Annotated in this window: 15 protein-coding genes and 1 tRNA gene; 11 read left to right on the top strand and 5 right to left on the bottom strand. The window is 41.2% G+C overall.

Annotated elements, in window-relative coordinates; translation table 11 throughout:
- Positions 1-23: 23 nt before the first annotated feature.
- Together BVC88_RS03450 and BVC88_RS03445 are read right to left on the bottom strand one after the other, a co-directional pair.
- The gene (locus BVC88_RS03450) at positions 24-1,085 is read right to left on the bottom strand and encodes a sugar-transfer associated ATP-grasp domain-containing protein (protein ID WP_075349223.1); all 1,062 of its coding nucleotides are present in this window, start codon (positions 1,083-1,085) and stop codon (positions 24-26) included.
- Positions 1,086-1,166: 81 nt separating this feature from the next.
- Positions 1,167-2,231, bottom strand: coding sequence for a sugar-transfer associated ATP-grasp domain-containing protein (locus BVC88_RS03445; RefSeq protein ID WP_075349222.1), 1,065 nt, complete (start codon positions 2,229-2,231; stop codon positions 1,167-1,169).
- Positions 2,232-2,458: 227 nt separating this feature from the next.
- Between BVC88_RS03445 and BVC88_RS03440 the strand changes: the two genes are divergently transcribed.
- Both BVC88_RS03440 and BVC88_RS03435 read left to right on the top strand, forming a co-directional pair.
- A complete protein-coding gene (locus BVC88_RS03440; protein ID WP_075349221.1) occupies positions 2,459-3,940 on the top strand; it encodes an MFS transporter in 1,482 nt (493 codons plus the stop codon).
- A gap of 29 nt (positions 3,941-3,969) precedes the next feature.
- Positions 3,970-5,940, top strand: a complete 1,971-nt coding sequence (locus tag BVC88_RS03435; RefSeq protein ID WP_175574368.1) for an amylosucrase — start codon at positions 3,970-3,972, stop codon at positions 5,938-5,940.
- A gap of 8 nt (positions 5,941-5,948) precedes the next feature.
- Here BVC88_RS03435 and BVC88_RS03430 read toward each other — a convergent pair whose 3' ends face one another.
- The 3 genes from BVC88_RS03430 to BVC88_RS03420 all read right to left on the bottom strand — a co-directional run bounded on the left by BVC88_RS03430 (position 5,949) and on the right by BVC88_RS03420 (position 7,933).
- Entirely contained in the window at positions 5,949-6,977 is a 1,029-nt protein-coding gene (locus BVC88_RS03430) for a LacI family DNA-binding transcriptional regulator (RefSeq protein ID WP_075349219.1), read from the bottom strand.
- A gap of 119 nt (positions 6,978-7,096) precedes the next feature.
- Positions 7,097-7,774, bottom strand: coding sequence for a hypothetical protein (locus tag BVC88_RS03425; protein ID WP_139316519.1), 678 nt, complete (start codon positions 7,772-7,774; stop codon positions 7,097-7,099).
- 87 nt (positions 7,775-7,861) lie between these two features.
- Positions 7,862-7,933: transfer RNA gene (locus BVC88_RS03420), tRNA-Arg, on the bottom strand.
- A gap of 172 nt (positions 7,934-8,105) precedes the next feature.
- Between BVC88_RS03420 and BVC88_RS03415 the strand changes: the two genes are divergently transcribed.
- The 9 genes from BVC88_RS03415 to BVC88_RS03375 all read left to right on the top strand — a co-directional run bounded on the left by BVC88_RS03415 (position 8,106) and on the right by BVC88_RS03375 (position 18,306).
- Complete coding sequence (locus tag BVC88_RS03415; RefSeq protein ID WP_075349217.1) at positions 8,106-8,702, top strand: 30S ribosomal protein S16; 597 nt, start codon at positions 8,106-8,108, stop codon at positions 8,700-8,702.
- A gap of 14 nt (positions 8,703-8,716) precedes the next feature.
- The gene (gene rimM, locus BVC88_RS03410) at positions 8,717-9,247 is read left to right on the top strand and encodes a ribosome maturation factor RimM (RefSeq protein ID WP_075349216.1); all 531 of its coding nucleotides are present in this window, start codon (positions 8,717-8,719) and stop codon (positions 9,245-9,247) included.
- A 3-nt stretch (positions 9,248-9,250) separates the two neighbouring features.
- Positions 9,251-9,967 (top strand): tRNA (guanosine(37)-N1)-methyltransferase TrmD, encoded by a 717-nt coding sequence (trmD, locus tag BVC88_RS03405; protein WP_075349215.1) that lies wholly within the window; start codon positions 9,251-9,253, stop codon positions 9,965-9,967.
- A 49-nt stretch (positions 9,968-10,016) separates the two neighbouring features.
- Positions 10,017-10,382 (top strand): 50S ribosomal protein L19, encoded by a 366-nt coding sequence (gene rplS / locus BVC88_RS03400; protein WP_075349214.1) that lies wholly within the window; start codon positions 10,017-10,019, stop codon positions 10,380-10,382.
- Positions 10,383-10,475: 93 nt separating this feature from the next.
- Positions 10,476-10,763 carry a hypothetical protein gene (locus BVC88_RS03395; RefSeq protein ID WP_075349213.1) on the top strand — a complete coding sequence of 96 codons (288 nt, stop codon included), beginning with the start codon at positions 10,476-10,478 and terminating at the stop codon, positions 10,761-10,763.
- Between the two features lie 224 nt (positions 10,764-10,987).
- The gene (gene gltX / locus BVC88_RS03390; protein ID WP_075349212.1) at positions 10,988-12,526 is read left to right on the top strand and encodes a glutamate--tRNA ligase; all 1,539 of its coding nucleotides are present in this window, start codon (positions 10,988-10,990) and stop codon (positions 12,524-12,526) included.
- 4 nt (positions 12,527-12,530) lie between these two features.
- Positions 12,531-12,740, top strand: a complete 210-nt coding sequence (locus BVC88_RS03385) for a hypothetical protein (protein WP_075349211.1) — start codon at positions 12,531-12,533, stop codon at positions 12,738-12,740.
- Positions 12,741-12,823: 83 nt separating this feature from the next.
- Positions 12,824-15,475 (top strand): carboxypeptidase-like regulatory domain-containing protein, encoded by a 2,652-nt coding sequence (locus BVC88_RS03380; RefSeq protein ID WP_075349210.1) that lies wholly within the window; start codon positions 12,824-12,826, stop codon positions 15,473-15,475.
- Between the two features lie 53 nt (positions 15,476-15,528).
- The gene (locus tag BVC88_RS03375; protein WP_083638989.1) at positions 15,529-18,306 is read left to right on the top strand and encodes a carboxypeptidase-like regulatory domain-containing protein; all 2,778 of its coding nucleotides are present in this window, start codon (positions 15,529-15,531) and stop codon (positions 18,304-18,306) included.
- Positions 18,307-18,332 lie beyond the last annotated feature (26 nt).

Here is an 18,332-nt window from a genome sequence, read left to right as displayed (position 1 = left end):
AAGAGAGATAGATACGACTATTTTCATTTCCACAAATTCTCCCAGCCGAGTCCATTAAAATTTGGACCTACCAAAGCTTCAGAATAATTTATGCCAGGATATTGTGCGTTCCATTCTAAAATCTGAACCGAACCATTTGGTGTAATGCAAATATCCCAACCTATGATTCCTGTCAAACCCAACTTATCGTGTAAATCCTCGCAAACCTTTTCAGCAAGTTCGAAAAAAGGGATTTGCTGATCTTTAAAAACATATCCTGTATCAGGATGAGCAGGGTACATTTCCCAATTTTCCCCCAGTGCATTTTCACTCAAAAAGCCATTCGGGGAAACACCCACTACCAATGTGGTGGTATCTCGAATAAATTCATCCCCATACCTTCCCACTCGAAGTGAACTAAGGCGATTTTTAGTAAGCACTCCCTTTGCCTTGACTGTGGTCACCCTCAATGTTGCAATACTACCTGAGACAATATTTTCAAAAAATTGGTGCTGAGTCAATGCAGACTGAATTACGAAATCTCCAAAAGAATTTAGATCACAATTTTTAAATTTTTCACGGTCTAATTTGATAACTCCATAACCCCTCATGGAATTATTTTTTTTTAGAAAAACGAAATCGTTGACTTCAAAAAGGATTCTTTCTAATTCATTTTCACAAACCTTGGTACCATCTGTCAACATAAAATCCCCTGCTAAACAATAGGCTAAATCTGGGATTAAATCAGTTTGCAAGAGCCTTTTGGAATGAGTTTTTAAGTTATCTATACAACAGAAATCTCCTTTGATGGAAGGCAATACTACTCTACCATAATAATTATTAGGAATCCAACCCTCTTTAAATTCGCGTGAATAGGCAGTATAGGACTTCAATCCTGGGACAAAATCCAATGATCCCAGTACATCCATCGAATACTGTCGAATCATTTTTTCCTGCATTGGTAGAACCATTCTGCTCTTATCCTGAGAGATCAGAGACTGATACAATTTTTTCTCTTTTTGGTTGATCTGTAAGTCAAAGTCTTTACTCCATTTTTTTTGTCGATGGGCTTTAATTTTGTTCTTAACAGTTTGTTTTAGACTCATAAATCGATGGCGAAAAATTCCACGAACCAAACTTAGCCAAAAGCTTTAAAAACTTTCTAAATACAGAATCTAAATAGGCAATCATACCAAGAGGTTCTCCCATCCCAACCCCTGAAAATGAGGTCCAGTTGCCATTTCGGAAAAAACTACTCCGGGATGATCTGTATTCCACTCCATGATTTGGATTTCGTTCTTTTGATTGATTGCCACATCCCAACCTATGATCTGAAACATCCCCACCTGATCATGAAGCTTTTCACATAGCCTGACCGCCTTCTCATGCTCTGGTAATATTTTACCTTCAAATGAATAGCCTGTATCCGGATGTTTTTCAAAAATGGTAAAGTCTGAACCAAATGCTCTGGGATAAAAAGTTCCTGTCTGTCGGTCTATCGGAATTCTAAGACAATCCTTTGTTTTAATATATTCGTTTGAAATTCTACCTACACGAAGCTGAGAAACCCTGTTTTTAGCTTTTTCTCCAATAAGCTTCACCGTAGTTATTCGAAGTGTAGCTACACTTCCAGTCACAATCTGATCAAACCAATCTGCTTGTTGAATGGGCTCCTGTATTACAAAATCCCCAAGTTTTTGAAAATCTAAATTTTCAAAACTCTCTCGGTTGAGTTTTATGATTCCGTTTCCCTGAAGCGAATAATTCTTTTTCAGAAAAACATACTCACGCTCTGAAAAAAAGAAGTTGGTCAAATTGCTTTTCACCAAAATCTCCCCTTCTACCGAAGTCCATACCCGATTGATATAATAGGCCAAATCAGGGATTGTATCTGTCTGGAGTATTCGTTTCGATAGAGTCTTTAGATCCCCAAGCCTTCTAAATTCCCCATTTATTTTTGGACAGACTACTCTCCCAAAGTAATTGTCTGGCATCCAGCCTTCTTTAAACTCCCCCTGGTAGGCAGTATATACTTTCAACCAAGGGGCGAAAGCTGAGGAACCTAGGACCTCTTTTGAATATTCTGTGATCTTTTTTGTCTGCGCAGCAGAGCATTTATAATCCGGATTTTGAGCTACCAGATTTTCATATGCTTTTTCCGCCTTCCGATTAATGGGAGCGTCATAAGCTTTATTCCAACTTGCTTTCCTGGATTTTCTAAACTTATTTTTCAAAAACTGAATTGGCTTCATAAATAGCATGGTGAGGATGGCACACTAAGCTATAATTCTTTTTACGACAAAGAAAATTTTTCCAGCATCATCAATTTCAAACGATTTCCATAAAAAATTGCCCTTTAGAACGTTTCAAAGCCCTTTGAAAGCTAGTTTAACTTTGTATTTTGGAGTTTCTTAAATGGTGGATCCTAAAGTATTTGTTCTTCTCAGCCCATTATTTTTGATCAACCCAAAATGCCAACATGACCAAATCAAGACTTTCCTTTTCCCAGATTATCAACATGAATGTTGGTTTTTTCGGAATCCAATACAGCTTTGGCCTACAGCAAAGTGCAGTAAATCCGATTTACGATATGCTTGGGGCCGCACCGGATGAGATTCCGATTTTGAATCTAGCAGGTCCAATGACAGGGCTGCTGATTCAGCCGATAATAGGAGCCTTGAGCGACAGTACCTGGAGTGAGCGATTTGGTCGGCGAAAGCCTTACTTCGTTATTGGTGCACTTTTCTGCAGTATTTGTCTCTTTTTATATCCTTTTAGCAGTTCCCTTTGGATGGCGGCTGGACTTCTTTGGGTTTTGGATGCTGCAAATAATACTGCGATGGAACCTTATCGTGCTTTAATTGCGGATGTACTTCCTGAAGAGCAGTATTCTAAAGGTTTTCTCACCCAAAGTTTCTTCACAGGACTTGGTATTACGCTTGCCAATGTGTCGCTTTTTGTATTTCAAAAATATATTCCAGGAGTTGCGGGATCACTTCCTTATTGGGTTTATGCTTCCTTCTTTTTAGGTACCGTCTGTTCCATTGGATCAGTGATGTGGAGTATAAGCAAGACTCCTGAAATTCCACCTTCGGCAGAAGAACTAGCTGTATTGAAAAAACGAAATGAGGGCATGCCTCATCCTGCAATCCAGTTTTTCTTATCAATCCTGACTACGCTGGTAGCTTATCTAGTCCTATTTCTCTTGTTGATTCCTTCGATTTTTGATCGAAAAATTATCCGAAAAACAATTTCATGGGCTGAAAATAACCCCACCACAAAAGTCCTTTTTGCCCAAAACCTGGAAATCATAGAATCCATTATACAGATGCCATCTGTCATGTGGAAGCTTTCGCTTGTTTATCTTTTTCAGTGGTATGCACTCTTTTGCTACTGGCAAAATGCAGCCAAAAGTATCGCCCAATCTGTCTGGGATACCAGTCCTTTGGAAAATAAGGCGCTCTATGAAGAAGCCGTCGGATGGACTGGATTGGTCAACGGTTGGTACAATATCATCACGTTCCTTTCCGCATTCTACCTCGCACGGATGGCTTCTCGCTTTGGCCCCAAAAAAGTCCATTTTGTCTGTCTGATTATGGCAGGTTTGGGGCTGATGATTTTCCCAATGATCGAGAATAAATACCTCCTCTTTGCACCCATGACAGGGTTTGGGATTGCTTGGGCAAGTATGATGGGAGTTCCCTACTTATTAGTGGTCAATGAAATTCCCAAAGAGCGCTATGGAGTCTATATGGGAATCATCAATATGATGATTGTAATTCCAATGATATTTCAAACCCTAAGTTTTGGGTTCATTTCCAAAACTTTCCTCAATAATGACCCCGGATTAGCTATTTCCTTCGCAGGGGTCTTACTGCTATTGGCAGCATTAGCTACGCTAAGAATCAAAGAAACCCATGTGGAACCTGATTCCATTCCCGTAAGTGGAGGAGGACATTAATTGAAAACCCAGCATTAATTCATCAAACCTTGAGCACCACTAGTACACCCCAATCATTGAACCAGCGGATTTATCAATATATATCCACTGAATCTAAACGAATGAATTTTGAGCCAAAAGAAAAAGATAAAGACCTCAATTTCAGATTGATGGAAGGAATGGATCCTTTGATTCAGCTCTATCAAAATATTTATCATACCCATCCAAAAGCGGATCAAACTTTTGAAAAATTAATTGAAACGCTAATCGATTTTGCGCAAAAAAGAGAACCTGAATTAAAGAAAAGAGATGCAGCCAAAAAACAAAACTGGTTTCTAAGCAATGAACTGGCAGGCATGAGTCTTTACGTGGATCGCTTTTGTGAAAATCTCAAAAATCTCAAATCAAAACTCGGCTATTTTGATGAATTGGGTGTCAATTTCTTACACCTGATGCCTCTTTTCGAAAGTCCGGCGGGAGAAAGTGACGGTGGATATGCAGTTTCCAATTTTAGAAAAGTGGACGCCAAGTTTGGAAGCTTAAAGGATTTGATCGCTTTACGAAAAGCTATGCAAAAACAAGACATGTATCTTATGCTGGACATTGTCTTGAATCACACTTCGCATCGCCATGAATGGGCAGAAAAGGCCAAGGCTGGTGATCCGGAGTTTCAGGACTATTTCTACATGTATGACAATCGTTGGATTCCCAATGAATTTGATGCAAGCATGCCAGAGATTTTCCCGGAAAGCTCTCCTGGAAATTTTACCTATGTACCTGAATGCGATAAGTGGGTGATGACCGTATTTCACAATTACCAATGGGATTTAAATTATATGAATCCTGCTGTCTTGGTAGCTATGGTTGAAAATGTTCTTTTCTATGCAAATCTCGGCGTGGATTTGTTACGAATCGATGCGCCGGCCTTTATTTGGAAGCAAAATGGCACCTCTTCTCAAAACTTACCACAAGCACATGAACTTCTCAGGTTGATCAAACAGTGTGTAACTATAGCCAGTCCTGGCATGGCCTTGTTGGGTGAAGCCATTGTCGCCCCAAAAGAGATTATAAAGTATTTCGGAACAGGAGATTACACCGCAAAAGAGTGTGATTTTGCGTACAATGCTACACATATGGCCCTTCAATGGGATATGCTGGCCACAGGAGATACCCGAGTGATGCTTGCCGCGCAACAAGACATTCTCCAAAAACCATTTGGCACCTCATGGATAACGTATACCCGATGTCACGACGATATTGGGCTTGGCTATGAAGATTCTAAAATCATACAAGTGGGGAAGGATCCCTATCAGCATCGGAAATTTTTGAAGGACTATTTTTCGGGCAATTACCCGGGAAGCCCTTCAAAGGGTGCCTTATTCTCTTCAAACCCTAAAACCGGAGATGCTCGGATATCGGGATCGCTGGCTTCACTCTGTGGACTGGAAAAAAGTCTTGAGGAAGGAGATGAGTTAGGTATTAGACTTTCAATTCAAAAAATATTGATGATGCAGGCTCACTCCTTTTTCATTGGAGGTTTGCCGATGATTTTCTATGGCGATGAAATAGGCTACACCAATGATTATAGCTTTTTAAACGACCCTGGGAAAAGCTATGATAACCGCTGGATGCATAGACCGATGATTGATTGGGTGAAAAATGATAGAGCGCATGAATCAGGGACAATTGAAGAACAGATATTTTCAGGGACAAGAAAACTCCTGGGAATTCGGAAAAGCCTTCCTGTGATCAGTGATTGGAAAAATCTGACTTGGCTTTCACCTCACAATATCCATGTGGCTGGTTTTCTGAGAGCCTTTGGTGACAAAAAAGTATATGGAATCTTCAATTTCGGATCAGAGACGGCCTATCTCACTTGGTATGCCTTCAAAGAGCATGGTAAAACCCCGGAAAAGCTGAAAGATCATTGGACAGGAAATGAATTTGAAGTAGGTATGGACAATGAATATCTCATTATTGAACCATATGGCTTTCATATTTTGGAAGTGCAAAAGGGCTGAATTGAAAATTAGCTCAATCGTTTGGATGACTCCCTTACCACGAGTTGGGGTTTGGTCTCATGGATCTGGTTTTTCCCTATTTCATTATTCTTGATAGCCTCCACCAATAATTCCATGGCTTTCTCACCCATTTGATAAGCATATTGATCTATAGAACTCAGGCTGGGAGAGACAAAATTAGCCATATCCCAATTGCTAAAGCCGATTAAACCTACCTCTTCAGGAATTTTGATTTTTGCTTGCTTCAAATATTTCATCGCTCCCATGGCAACCAGATCAGTAATACAAAAAATTGCATCAGGAGGGTTTGTGGAAGTCATCAATTCTTTTGCGAAAGCAAATCCCTCCTCCTCTGAGATTTCATGGCAATGCAAAACCCAAGAATCGGATGCCTCAATGCCATGATCTATGAGTGCTTTTCGATAGCCACGGAGTCGTTCTTGTGAATTTTTCACATGCGGGAGACCGTTGATATGTGCAATTTTAGAATACCCTTCATGAATCAAGTGCTTGACAGCATCATAGGCTCCCTGGTAATCATCCACGACCACCTTTGGGGTATTTATAGCATCCAAGACCTTATCAAATTGTACTACCGGACGTCCCTCATCTAAAAATTCTTGAATGTTGTCACCATCCACAGTCTCGTTGGAAACTGAAATTAAAAGCCCATCGACACTACTGGAAAGCATAGTCCGAATAGCAAAAACTTCATTCTTTAGCTTCTCGTCCGTCTGACTGACCAAAATACTGTAGTTGTGCTTTTTGGCCGTGGAGATTGCCCCGGAAATCACGGAAGAAAAAAAATAATGAACCAATTCAGGAACAATCAACCCCACGGTCATGGTCTTATTCTTCCGAAAATTAACGGCCATGGTATTCGGTACATAGTTATTCTTTTCGGCAAATTCTTTGACCAATTTGATAGTCTCCTCAGAGATACCTGCATAGGAGTTCAAAGCTCTGGAAGCAGTGGAGACAGAGATACCTAGTTCTCTGGCAATGTCCTTCAGAGTAATTCTTTTTCGATCAGGCATATTAAGTTATTTGGGCAGGATAATGTAGGAAAAAAATAAGTGATTCTATCTCTATAAATTTTGAAAAGACATGCTTTGATAGCTTTTATAAAAAAAAGAGCCGAAGCTCTTTTTTAATTTTATTTCATTGTTTTGATATCCCTATTCTTAATCACGTATCCAATCGAGACGTAAAAAAGTTGACTTTGAGTGGGGGTGTAATCTACCCCTGGAACGTTAATCTGCTGATCAGAGGTAAGGAAATCGCTTAGGTAATATTTAAATCGTATGTAATTCCCCTCTTTACCCTTAAGCTCTGCAAAAACTGATGGTTGAAATAGATTATTTCGATCATCAAACCATCCGCTTGATTTTCGTTTCTCTCCATTTACATACACTTTCTGCTTATAAGCAACGGCGAATTCAGCTTCAAATCCCAACGCAGCTTGCCAACCATCCATATCACCGAATTTAACTGCAACAGGGATCCCGACATTATACGTACGTTGCTTGACCCTAACGGAGTCATTGAGATCATTGATCATACCCACATTTCGGATTCCTATACCTGTGTAGATTCCAAAATTCTCAGAAAAGTCCATATGTAGCTGTTGGCCAAAATTGAAAAAGGGAGTGAATCTAGGGATTGTACTAGTATTCAATGGAGCTGCGTCCACGATACCAAAGGAGAAAATCGTTTCACTCGCCGATGCGGTGTAAACATGCTTTTTACTTGCGGAAGGAGCCATTGAGTCTTGGGAAAAGCCTTTGGTGACTCCAGAAAGAAAAAAGATCAGAAGAATAGAATATTTCATCATGACATTAAATAGTTTAGGTTTAGAAAAGATTAAATTCTAAAAAAAGAGCAGAAACTCAAAATTATTCCGGATTACTTAAAAACAAAGTAGCCCCGCTAGGAATCGAACCTAGATCTAGCGTTTAGGAAACGCTTGTTCTATCCGTTGAACTACGGGGCCAGAAATATGAATTGGTACATTTCTGCCAATCCGGGTGGCAAGATAAAATAAAAGCGTTGTTTCTGACAAATATTTACAGGCAACTTATGGCTTTCCAATGAATTACCCTATCTTTGCACTCCAAAATTAGGATGGACGGGTTCCATCCACTCACTAAATACATTTAAAATTTATGTCAGTAAAAATCAGATTAGCACGAAGAGGTAGAAGAAAAATGGCTATCTACGACGTGGTTGTAGCTGATGCAAGAGCTCCACGTGATGGACGCTTCATCGAAAAAATCGGGTCTTACAACCCAAACACGAACCCTGCTTCTATCAACATCAACAATGAGCGCGCTCTTAAATGGTTGTTGAATGGAGCTCAGCCAACAGACACTGTGAAAGCAATGCTTTCTTACAGAGGTGTCATGCTGAAGAAACACCTTCAAATTGGTGTATTGAAAGGTGCAATCACGCAAGAAGTAGCAGATGCTAAATTCGAAGCTTGGTTGAACGATAAAGATTCTAAAATCGCAGGTAAGTCTGAGTCTATCAGCAAAGCAAAAGCAGATGCTCGTCAAAAGGCATTGGATGCTGAGACTGCTAAGAATCAGGCAAGAATGGATGCAATCAAAGCGAGAGAAGATGAGCAAAAAGCACTTCTAGCTGCTGCTGAGGCTGCAAACAACCCAGCTCCTGTTGAAGAAGCTCCTGTAGCTGAGGCTCCTGCAGAGGAAGCTCCGGTAGCTGAAGATACTCCTGCTGAAGGCGAAGAGCCTAAAGCATAATAAGAAAACTCCCCATGAACAAGGATCAATGCTTTCAGTTGGGCTATGTAGCCAAAGTTCATGGACTTCGTGGAGAAGTAAATATCGTGCTGGATGTCGATTATCCTGAGGATTATGAAGATCTCAAGCACGTATTCCTAGCAAAAAAGTCCCGACTAGTACCTTATTTCCTGGAGCATTTTGTTCTCCAACCCGGGAATAAAGCTTTAGCCAAATTTGAGGAGCTTGACTCCATCGAACAGGTCGAGGAACTAGTGGGATCAGAGGTTTATCTTCCTATTTCGGAACTTGCCACGCTAGAAGAAGGACAATATTACTTCCACGAATTGATCGGTTTTGAGGTCTTTGACGAGACCAAAGGATTGATTGGACCCATTCAGATCATTTATGATTTGGAAACGCAGAATCTCCTCGGAGTGACTCACCAAGGCAAAGAAGTACTGATCCCAATTCAGGACGGTATCATTTCCAAAGTGGATAAGGCAGCTAAAAAAGTTTACTGCCAGCTACCCGAAGGTTTACTTGAAATTTATCTGGAAGACTAATCCATGCACATTGATATCATCACGGTAGTGCCGGACTTGCTGAATGGTCCTTTTTCACATTCTATTTTGAAAAGAGCAGAAGACAAAGGAATCGCCAGCGTAAAAGTTCACAATCTCCGCGATTATGCAACGGGCAAACAAAAGCAGGTAGATGATTATGCTTTTGGAGGAGGAGCCGGAATGGTCATGCAAATCGAGCCTATCGCACGATGCATTGAAGCACTTCAAAAGGAAAGGACATACGATGAAATCATCTATATGACCCCAGATGGAGAGACTTTTGACCAGCCCATGGCCAATGCGCTTTCGCTTCATCAAAACCTTTTGATCCTTTGTGGTCATTATAAAGGTGTGGATGAGCGGGTAAGAGAGCGATTCATCACAAAGGAAATCAGTATTGGTGACTTTGTGCTTTCGGGAGGAGAACTTGCCGCTGCTGTAGTAGCAGATGCAATTATCCGATTGATCCCGGGCGTGTTGAATGATGAAACCTCAGCGTTGACAGACTCCTTCCAAGATGGCCTTTTGGCACCACCGGTATATACCCGTCCCGCAGAATATGAGGGAATGAAAGTACCAGAGGTATTGCTTTCAGGACATGAAGCAAAGATAAATGAATGGAGATTTGAAGCATCGGTTCGCCGAACCCGCGAACGAAGACCTGATTTGCTAAGCAAAGAAGAAAGCGGGAAAAGCGATGTAAAGTCAAACAAAAAGTAATTAAACAAGCCACGCGTTGGCAAAAGCGAAAGCATAAAAACATAAAGCTATGAGCGATCTAATGAAAATAGTAGAAGCGGAATACAGCGAAGCAAGAGCTAAATTCCCTTCATTCAAAGCCGGAGATACCATCAACGTACACGTACGAATCAAAGAAGGTAACAAAGAGCGTATCCAGCAGTTCCAAGGAACTGTGATCCAGAGAAGAAACCCTAACTCTAACGGTGAGACCTTCACTGTTCGTAAGATTTCTAACGGAATCGGTGTAGAGCGAATCTTCCCTATCATCTCTCCTGCGATTGAGCAAATCGATCTATTGAGACAAGGTAAAGTGAGAAGAGCTCGTCTATTCTACCTAAGAGGACGTCAGGGTAAAGCTGCACGTATCAAGGAAAAAATCAGAGTGAGAAAGTAAGATTTCACACGTTTGAAATCAAAAAGGAACCTAGCAATGGGTTCCTTTTTTGGTTTTTAGCACTAACTTATTGCTCAATAAAATTACTTTGTAATGGAAACAGTAAACTTTGATCCAGGCATAGCACTCGGAAAAGTCGCACTCAAAATTATTCAGGTCTTTTTGGCTTTTTTCACTGCAGTTTTTGGGGGATTGACTTACCTCGCCTACCAGGGCGGACTTAATGACTGGAATATTCAATTCAGCTTCTCTTTTTGGAAATATCAGCCTGAACCTAATTCCATCTTTTGGCATACTTTGATTTTCTCAGTAGCAACCATTGCCTGCCTTTCCCTATTTTTTGGTTTGAGTTGGTTGGAGAAAAAATCTGAGCTCAAGTAAATCTTAATGATTCTTGGTCGCAAATCAAATCTGGTTTTAACGTATCCAATGTCTTAATTAGCTTTCTGTTAAGGAAAAGGGCATTGAATCACTTAATACAAGCCATTGCTGTTAAGAATCCTTTGATCAAAATCTAGGTCCATCCCCCTGCATTTACCTATCTTTGCAGCCTGAATCATAAACTCAACCTCTAAGCAAATCTGCTTGGAATTCGAAATAATCCAATGAGTAAAGAAGTTCGCGTAAGATTTGCCCCATCTCCAACGGGCCCATTACATATCGGCGGAGTCAGAACCGCCTTATATAATTACCTTTTTGCCCGCAAGATGGGTGGAAAATTCCTCCTTCGAATTGAAGACACAGACCAAATCCGATTTGTGCCTGGTGCTGAGGAATACATCAAAGAATCACTGGAGTGGTTGAATATTTCCCCGGATGAGAGCCCTTGGAATCCTGGTGACAGTGCTCCCTATCGTCAATCTGAGCGAAAGCAGGATTATATGAAATATGCCCTTGACTTGTTGGAAGCAGGTCATGCCTATTATGCTTTCGACACTTCAGATGAATTGGAAGCAATGCGGGAGCGACTGACTGCCGCACGGGTGGTACAACCACAGTACAACAGCATTACCAGAACTCAAATGAAAAACTCGCTTACTCTTCCTGAGGATGAGGTCAAAGCAAGATTAGCATCTGGAGAGCCTTACGTGATACGGGTAAAAATCCCACGTAAAGAGGAAGTGCGTTTGAATGATATGATTCGTGGCTGGGTGATGGTTCACTCCTCTACATTGGATGACAAAGTATTAATGAAATCAGACGGGATGCCAACCTATCACTTGGCAAACATCGTGGACGATCACTTGATGGGAATTACTCACGTGATTCGTGGTGAAGAGTGGCTTCCATCCGCTCCACTTCACGTATTGTTGTATAAGTTTTTCGGTTGGGAAGACACCATGCCGGAATTTGCACATTTACCCCTTTTGCTAAAGCCGGATGGAAATGGAAAGCTTTCCAAGCGTGACGGTGACAAGTTGGGCTTCCCTGTTTTTCCATTGAATTGGGAAAATAAAGAAACTGGAGAAACTGCGGCTGGATTCCGAGAGCAGGGTTACTTACCAGCTGCCTTTTTGAATTTCTTGGCCTTCCTGGGATGGAATCCTGGGGACGATCGGGAGATTTTCTCACTTGAGGAATTAATAGACGCCTTTTCTATCGAACGCATCGGCAAGTCAGGGACCAAATTTGACATTGCAAAAGCCAAATGGTTCAATGAGCAGTATATCCGAACGATGTCAAATGCAGAACTGGCGGATTTTCTAATTGCGGACGCTAAAGCTGAAGGAGTTGAAGTTTCAAAAGAAAAGGCAGAGGCCATCGTACAATTAACCAAAGAGCGGGTTACTTTTCCATCTGATTTTTGGAGTCAGAATAAATTTATTCTTCAGAAATTAGAGGATTTTGATCAAGCTATCGCTTCCAAAAAATGGAATCAGGATGCAGTAAAAGTTTTGACTGCCTACGCAATTGCCTTGGATAATTTTGATGGCACTTTTGATGCCAGCTCTGCGAAAAGTCTTTTAGAAGCAACTGCTGAAACACAGGGAATCAAACTTGGAAAAGTCATGCAAGCAGTACGTTTGTCAGTAACCGGCTCGGGGGTCGGACCGGATTTGATGGAAGTTTTTGCTATTTTAGGGACAGAGGATGTAGCCAATCGTATCAGATTTGCGTTAGCTACCTTAGAAATAATCGACTAATCCTATGACGAAGAAGAAAAAAACTGAAGCAGATCCCAAAGTACATGAGGAATTGAAGGGATTTAAAATGCAAATCAATTCCTTCGGTGAGATTTCATCTTCATTTCCTATTGATAAAATCAATGAGTTTCTCAACAAAAATGTGGAAGACAAAAAACTAAAGGATCGGGAAGACTTAGACGAGATAAAATCACCTAAGAAACCGAAATCCTAAATCTTTAAATATTTTAACTTGAAAAAGCTCCTATTGGGAGCTTTTTTTATTAAACTTATATGTAGTTAACTAATCACTGTTTTATGAGGCTAATTAAAGGTTTTTTTACTTTTGCTTTTTCGGTAATTTCCTTAATCTCCTATTGCCAAACTGGTTCAGTCAAAGGCAAGGCAATCGATCAGCAAACTAAACTCCCGATTGCCAATGCCCACATATTTGTCCCAAACACTACTTACCAAACATATGCAGATTCTGCGGGAAATTTCTTTTTGCCTAGACTCCCTTCGGGAAAATGGACGTTGCTGATAAAGAATGAAGGTTGGGAGAGTCTTTCGGAAGCAATCATAGTCAATCCAAACGGAAGTGCTGTCCTCTCTGTTGAAATGGTACAAAAGTCCAGATTTGCTCCAATTGAGACAGACCTGTCTAAGAGCAAACGTAGCAAACTGATGGATCAAGCCTACGATAGGCTGTATGGAAAAGATTATAAATCAAGTGAAATCCAAATCTTAGATAAAGGTGCAAACTTGATATTTGAAGAATTGGCCGATAAATCTGTCCGAGTATCTTCCTCAGGGCCATCCTACATCACCAATAATGCGACCGGGTACCTGGTCACTACTTACTTCGAGCCATTTCTGATCGAATCTGACCAGCGACCAGTTACATCGCAGGTTTACTTCGAAATTCCAATTCCCGAAGGGGAAAAAACAGATGAGGCGCGTGCTAAAAGACGGTTGGAAATTTTTAATAATTCACCCCAAAAATACCTTTCTCTACTCATGGAGGGGAAAGTTGATTCATTTGAGCGAAACCCAAACCCAGCGATTACGGCATCCTCATTCAGGGGTGATTACTTTCTGTCCTTCGAAAAACCTTTGGAAATAACACTTCCTAACGGGAATAGAGGCAGTATTGACTATGTGGGAGAATCTCTGGAAGTCAAGTTAAACGGAAGTCCTGTGAGCAATCAGCAACTGACATTAGGTGGCTATTTCTTGAGCCAAAATCCAGTATTCCAACTTCCATCGGATGTTTTTGGGGAGCGTTTGATCTCATTGGCAAATCTTAAAAAGACCCCGCAAAGCATGCAAGAAAAGGTCATGCTCCAAACGGACAGAAATCACTATCTGAAAGGAGAGACGCTTTTTTTCAAAGCAAATATGATCTATGCCGAACCGCTACTAAGTCCCAGCCTCAGCAAAGTCCTCCACCTGGAAGTATTAGATACCACTGGATATTTGGAATTTCATCAAGTATTCCCAATCAAAAGTGGAAAAGCATTTGGATCTATTGTACTCCCTGTTGGGCTAGATCAAGAAAACTACCTCCTTAGAGCATATACAGCTTGGAGTCTTAACTATGGGGATCAAAATAGCGCATTAATTCCCATTCAGATCCATGATCCTAGCCTAATACCCCAATCAGATCTACCAAAGCAAAAGTCAGTAGGGGTTTCCATTTTTACCGAAAAACAATTTTATGGTCCCGATGAGCTTGTGAACTTGAATATCATGGTTCAAGATCAAAAAGGAAAACCAATCGCATCGGATCTAACGATCAGCATTTTAGATCTTAGTCAAGGCCTTCCTGTCTCTTCTTCACAGGACCTAAGTGAGATTACTAAAATCCAAACGGTCGATTCCTCCAAAAGCCTCGCTGATTTTAAGCTTCCTTTAGAAACAGCTTATAGTGTGACAGGTTCAGTAAAAAGTGGTGCTTACACCTCGATGGACGGAAATGTAACGGCACTAGTCAATGCACTTCAAAATATGGAAAAGTACAAGTTGGATAAGAATGGCAGCTTTGTCATTCCAAACTTGGATTTTGAATCCGAATTTGAGATTGCCGTCAAGGCCGAATCCAGAGAGGGAATGCCTCTCCGGGATATTTCAATGGAGATTCAGCGATATCCTACTAACAATCAACTTCCAGCTTTTGAATTTCCAGAATTGATCAAGACGAGCACCCGGCCTTTGACGGTGGAAGAAACCCAAGCAAACATGCAGGAAGGTGAGATCTTAATGGAGGAATTTACTTTGGAAGAGGTGAAAGCAGATCCTAGAGGTGCGATGATCTATGGCACCCCAGACAATGTGGTAGATCCTGCTAAATTTCAATTGAATGGAAATACCGCCCAGTTCCTTTATTTACTCTCTGGGCAAGTACCAGGAATGATCGTCTCAGGAAATCCTCCTTCAGTGAGGCTTCGAGGTGGTGAGCCCTTGGTGTTTATCGATGGCGTTCCGATCAACTTTCCCTCAGGAACGACTTTGGGAGGAGGCGGACCTATGGGTAGATCAGTGCTCCAAATCATCGAAGGAATCAACGTCTTTGCAATAGATCGTGTAGAAGTCATCAAGCGGTTAGTTCCTTCCCTTGGTGATGCGGGAAGGAATGGAGTCATTTCCATTTTTATGAAAACAGGAAAAGATCTGGAAGCTGCCAACGAAGCCAAAAGAAATAGCTTCTCCACCTTCACACTCACTGGCTATCCCACTCCCAGAAGCTTCCTCGATATCCAAAAAGAACAACTGGAAAACCCACTCCTCAGAGGACTAATCCCTACCCTTTATTGGAACCCTGAGGTGATTACTTCCGAGTTGGAATTAGCCAAAAAAGTCCAGTTTAAATCTTCCGAATCTGGAGGTCCTATGTGGATAGAAATAAAAGGAATCAGTGAGACCGGTGAAATCGTCTACGGTTCCTTCCTAATCAATGAACAAAAAAACTAAGGAGGACTTATATTTAGGCTTTCTTAGAATTTGAAAACCCAAGCCAACTATTCATGATGAAAAAATTAGTACTACATACCTTTCTGTTTTTTGCATGTGTGGCTTTTTCCTACGCTCAGACTGCTACGATCTCCGGAGTAGTCAAAGACGCTGAAACTGGCGAGACTCTCCCCTATTGCAATGTCTTTATCAATAATACCACTATTGCTACCGTCACTGATTTGGATGGAAAATACACCATCTCAGGCTTAGAGCCGGGGCCTGTGGAAGTAGGGTTCTCTTTTCTTGGCTACGAAGCGATGACCAAGAATGTAACCCTGAATCCAGGAGGAACCACCACGATCAACCTCAGTATGAAACCCTTTGCCCAAGAGCTTTCGGATGTGGAAATCAAAGCTTCGAGGGATAAATCCTGGGAAAGGGATCTTCGGAAATTTCAAAACTTATTTCTTGGAAATGATGAAGTGGCGGCACTATCTAGCATCGAAAACCCTTGGGTGATTGACTTTGCCGAAGGCGAGGATAAAAACTCTTTTTTGGCGTCAGCCTATGCCCCGATTGAAATTGTCAATAAATACTTGGGCTATAAAATCAATTTTGATCTGAAGGAATTTTACAACTCCCCTACAAATTACCGAATTGTAGGTGCAGCAAGATTTGAAGAAATGGTCCCCGACTCTGAAACCCAACGTGCCGGATGGGAGCAAAACAGAGCTTTGGTCTATCAAAAATCTCCGATGAATATGTTTCGCGCCATGATCAAAGGGGATCAGGAAAAGGAAGGATTCTACCTCTATGGAGACAAACCGGGAGGATCTCCAAGTATGAATATGCGGACTGATGTTTTTGCCAATGAGCTCGGCAAATCAGTGGTGCCATACAAAGCCGAAAATCTAATCACTCCAGCTGATAAACCCGGAGAATACCTCATCAATATGAAAGGCCGGATTGAGATTCACTATCAAAAAGGCTATTCACAAGTCAATACCTATGTGGACGCGCCATACCCCGTTTCATGGTTAGAAGTGAACAAATCTATGGTAAGAGTTCGGGAAAATGGAATGGTACTCAATCCACAGGATTTGGTCTTTTCAGGAGATATGGACCGAAAGCGAATTTCCACGCTATTGCCTTTGGATTACGATGCTGAAAAGGCAATCCAGCTCCAAAACCTGGAGCGAACAGCTGCTAATTTTCAGGAAAAAATCTATGTCCATACCGACAAGCCATACTATTACGCTGGCGACCAGTTATATTTCAAAGCCTATTTCAACTATGGAAATCCATATCTGAGAGATGAATTGAGTAAGGTTCTTCAAGTAGAAATAATCAATGGAGATCGGGATTTTATCTTGGAAAAAAAGTTTAAAATCATGAATGGAATTGTCGTTGGCGATTTTAGATTACCAGACACCCTAAGTCAGGAAAAATACTACCTCAGAGCCTACACCAACTGGAACAGAAACTACGGGCCGAACCATTATTTTACCACGGGTCTTCGAGTTTTGACTCCATACCAAAGAGTTGTGGAAGGTGAAAAAGCATCTTTCCCTAGTATGGATCGTGTGAAAATCCTTTCAGATAAGCCTCAATACGGACCAAAGGAAAAAGTCACCCTGACGATCCAAACGAGAAATGAAAGAAATCTTCCCGTTCAGGCAACACTCTCAGTTTCAGTTCTCGATCAAAACCAAATCATCCCGATCAGAGAATCGAAATCCATTCAAAAAGAATTAGCCTTGGAAAAAATCCCGGAAACCATGGGACTGGATCGCTTTTCCTATGAAGTGGAAAAAAGCTTAAATCAGAAGGGCGTCATTTATGATGAAAAAGGCAAACCTACTTCTGGACAAGTGGTGATCTTTGTCAATGATTTTGAAGGAATGTTGGAGATGGAGACCAACCGGGATGGGGAATTTGCCATGCAGGAAATGGAATTCTATGGCAAGATGGATTTAGCGATCCAGGCAACTGACCGCAAAGGAAAACCAGTTTCAGATGTAGAATTGGTAGAACCACTTAAAGCTCCTGTTGCTTTACCTGCAGACGCATATTTTCCAGAATTAAAAACCGTCGCAGATCCCATTCGATCGTTGGAAAAAGAGTCAGAATACCAGGAATTAGATTCCGTGACAGTCGAAGAAAAAGGAACTCCAAAAACACCAAAGGCAATTTATGGAACCCCAAGCTATGTAGTCACAGGAGATAAATTACTCGCAACTGGCAACACAACAGACTTGGTAAATAGCCTCGCAGGAAATGTGCCGGGGATGAGAGTCACTGTAGAAGGCTCCAGTGGAAGACAGCAAATCCGGATTCGATCTGGATCCACATCCGTATCTGGGAGTATGGAACCAATCGTCATGCTCAATGGCAGCATGATGGTCAGCACAGGAAGTACAACTGCAGCTGACAATTTGAAGAGCATTAACCCATTTGATGTAGATCGAGTAGAAATCGTATCGAGGACGGTATCGATGCTAGGAGACGATGGTCGGAACGGAGTCATTGCAGTTTATTTGAAAAACTTTGATCCAAACGCACCTCAGATAGAGGGAGCAAAATCGACAGGTTTTAGAGAATTTGAAATTGAAGGTTTCCAACCTACATCTTCTTTTTTTCAGATAGACTATTCCCAAGAAAAAGATCAAGGATTAAAGGATTTCCGCCAGACCTTGTATTGGAATCCCTACCTAGTGACTGATGACTCTGGGAATGTTACAATTTCATTCTATACCAATGAAACAGGAGAACCAATGACCATCCATGTTCGCGGCTTGGGACTTGACGGTTTACCGGTATCTGGAGGCATTACGATCAATACTAAATAAACTCAAGCCCTCAGATAAATTATTAC

Source organism: Algoriphagus marinus, assembly GCF_001936475.1.
Lineage (GTDB): Bacteria > Bacteroidota > Bacteroidia > Cytophagales > Cyclobacteriaceae > Algoriphagus > Algoriphagus marinus.
Note: the sequence above shows the minus strand (reverse complement) of the source record. Positions and strands in the feature narration are given on the sequence as shown.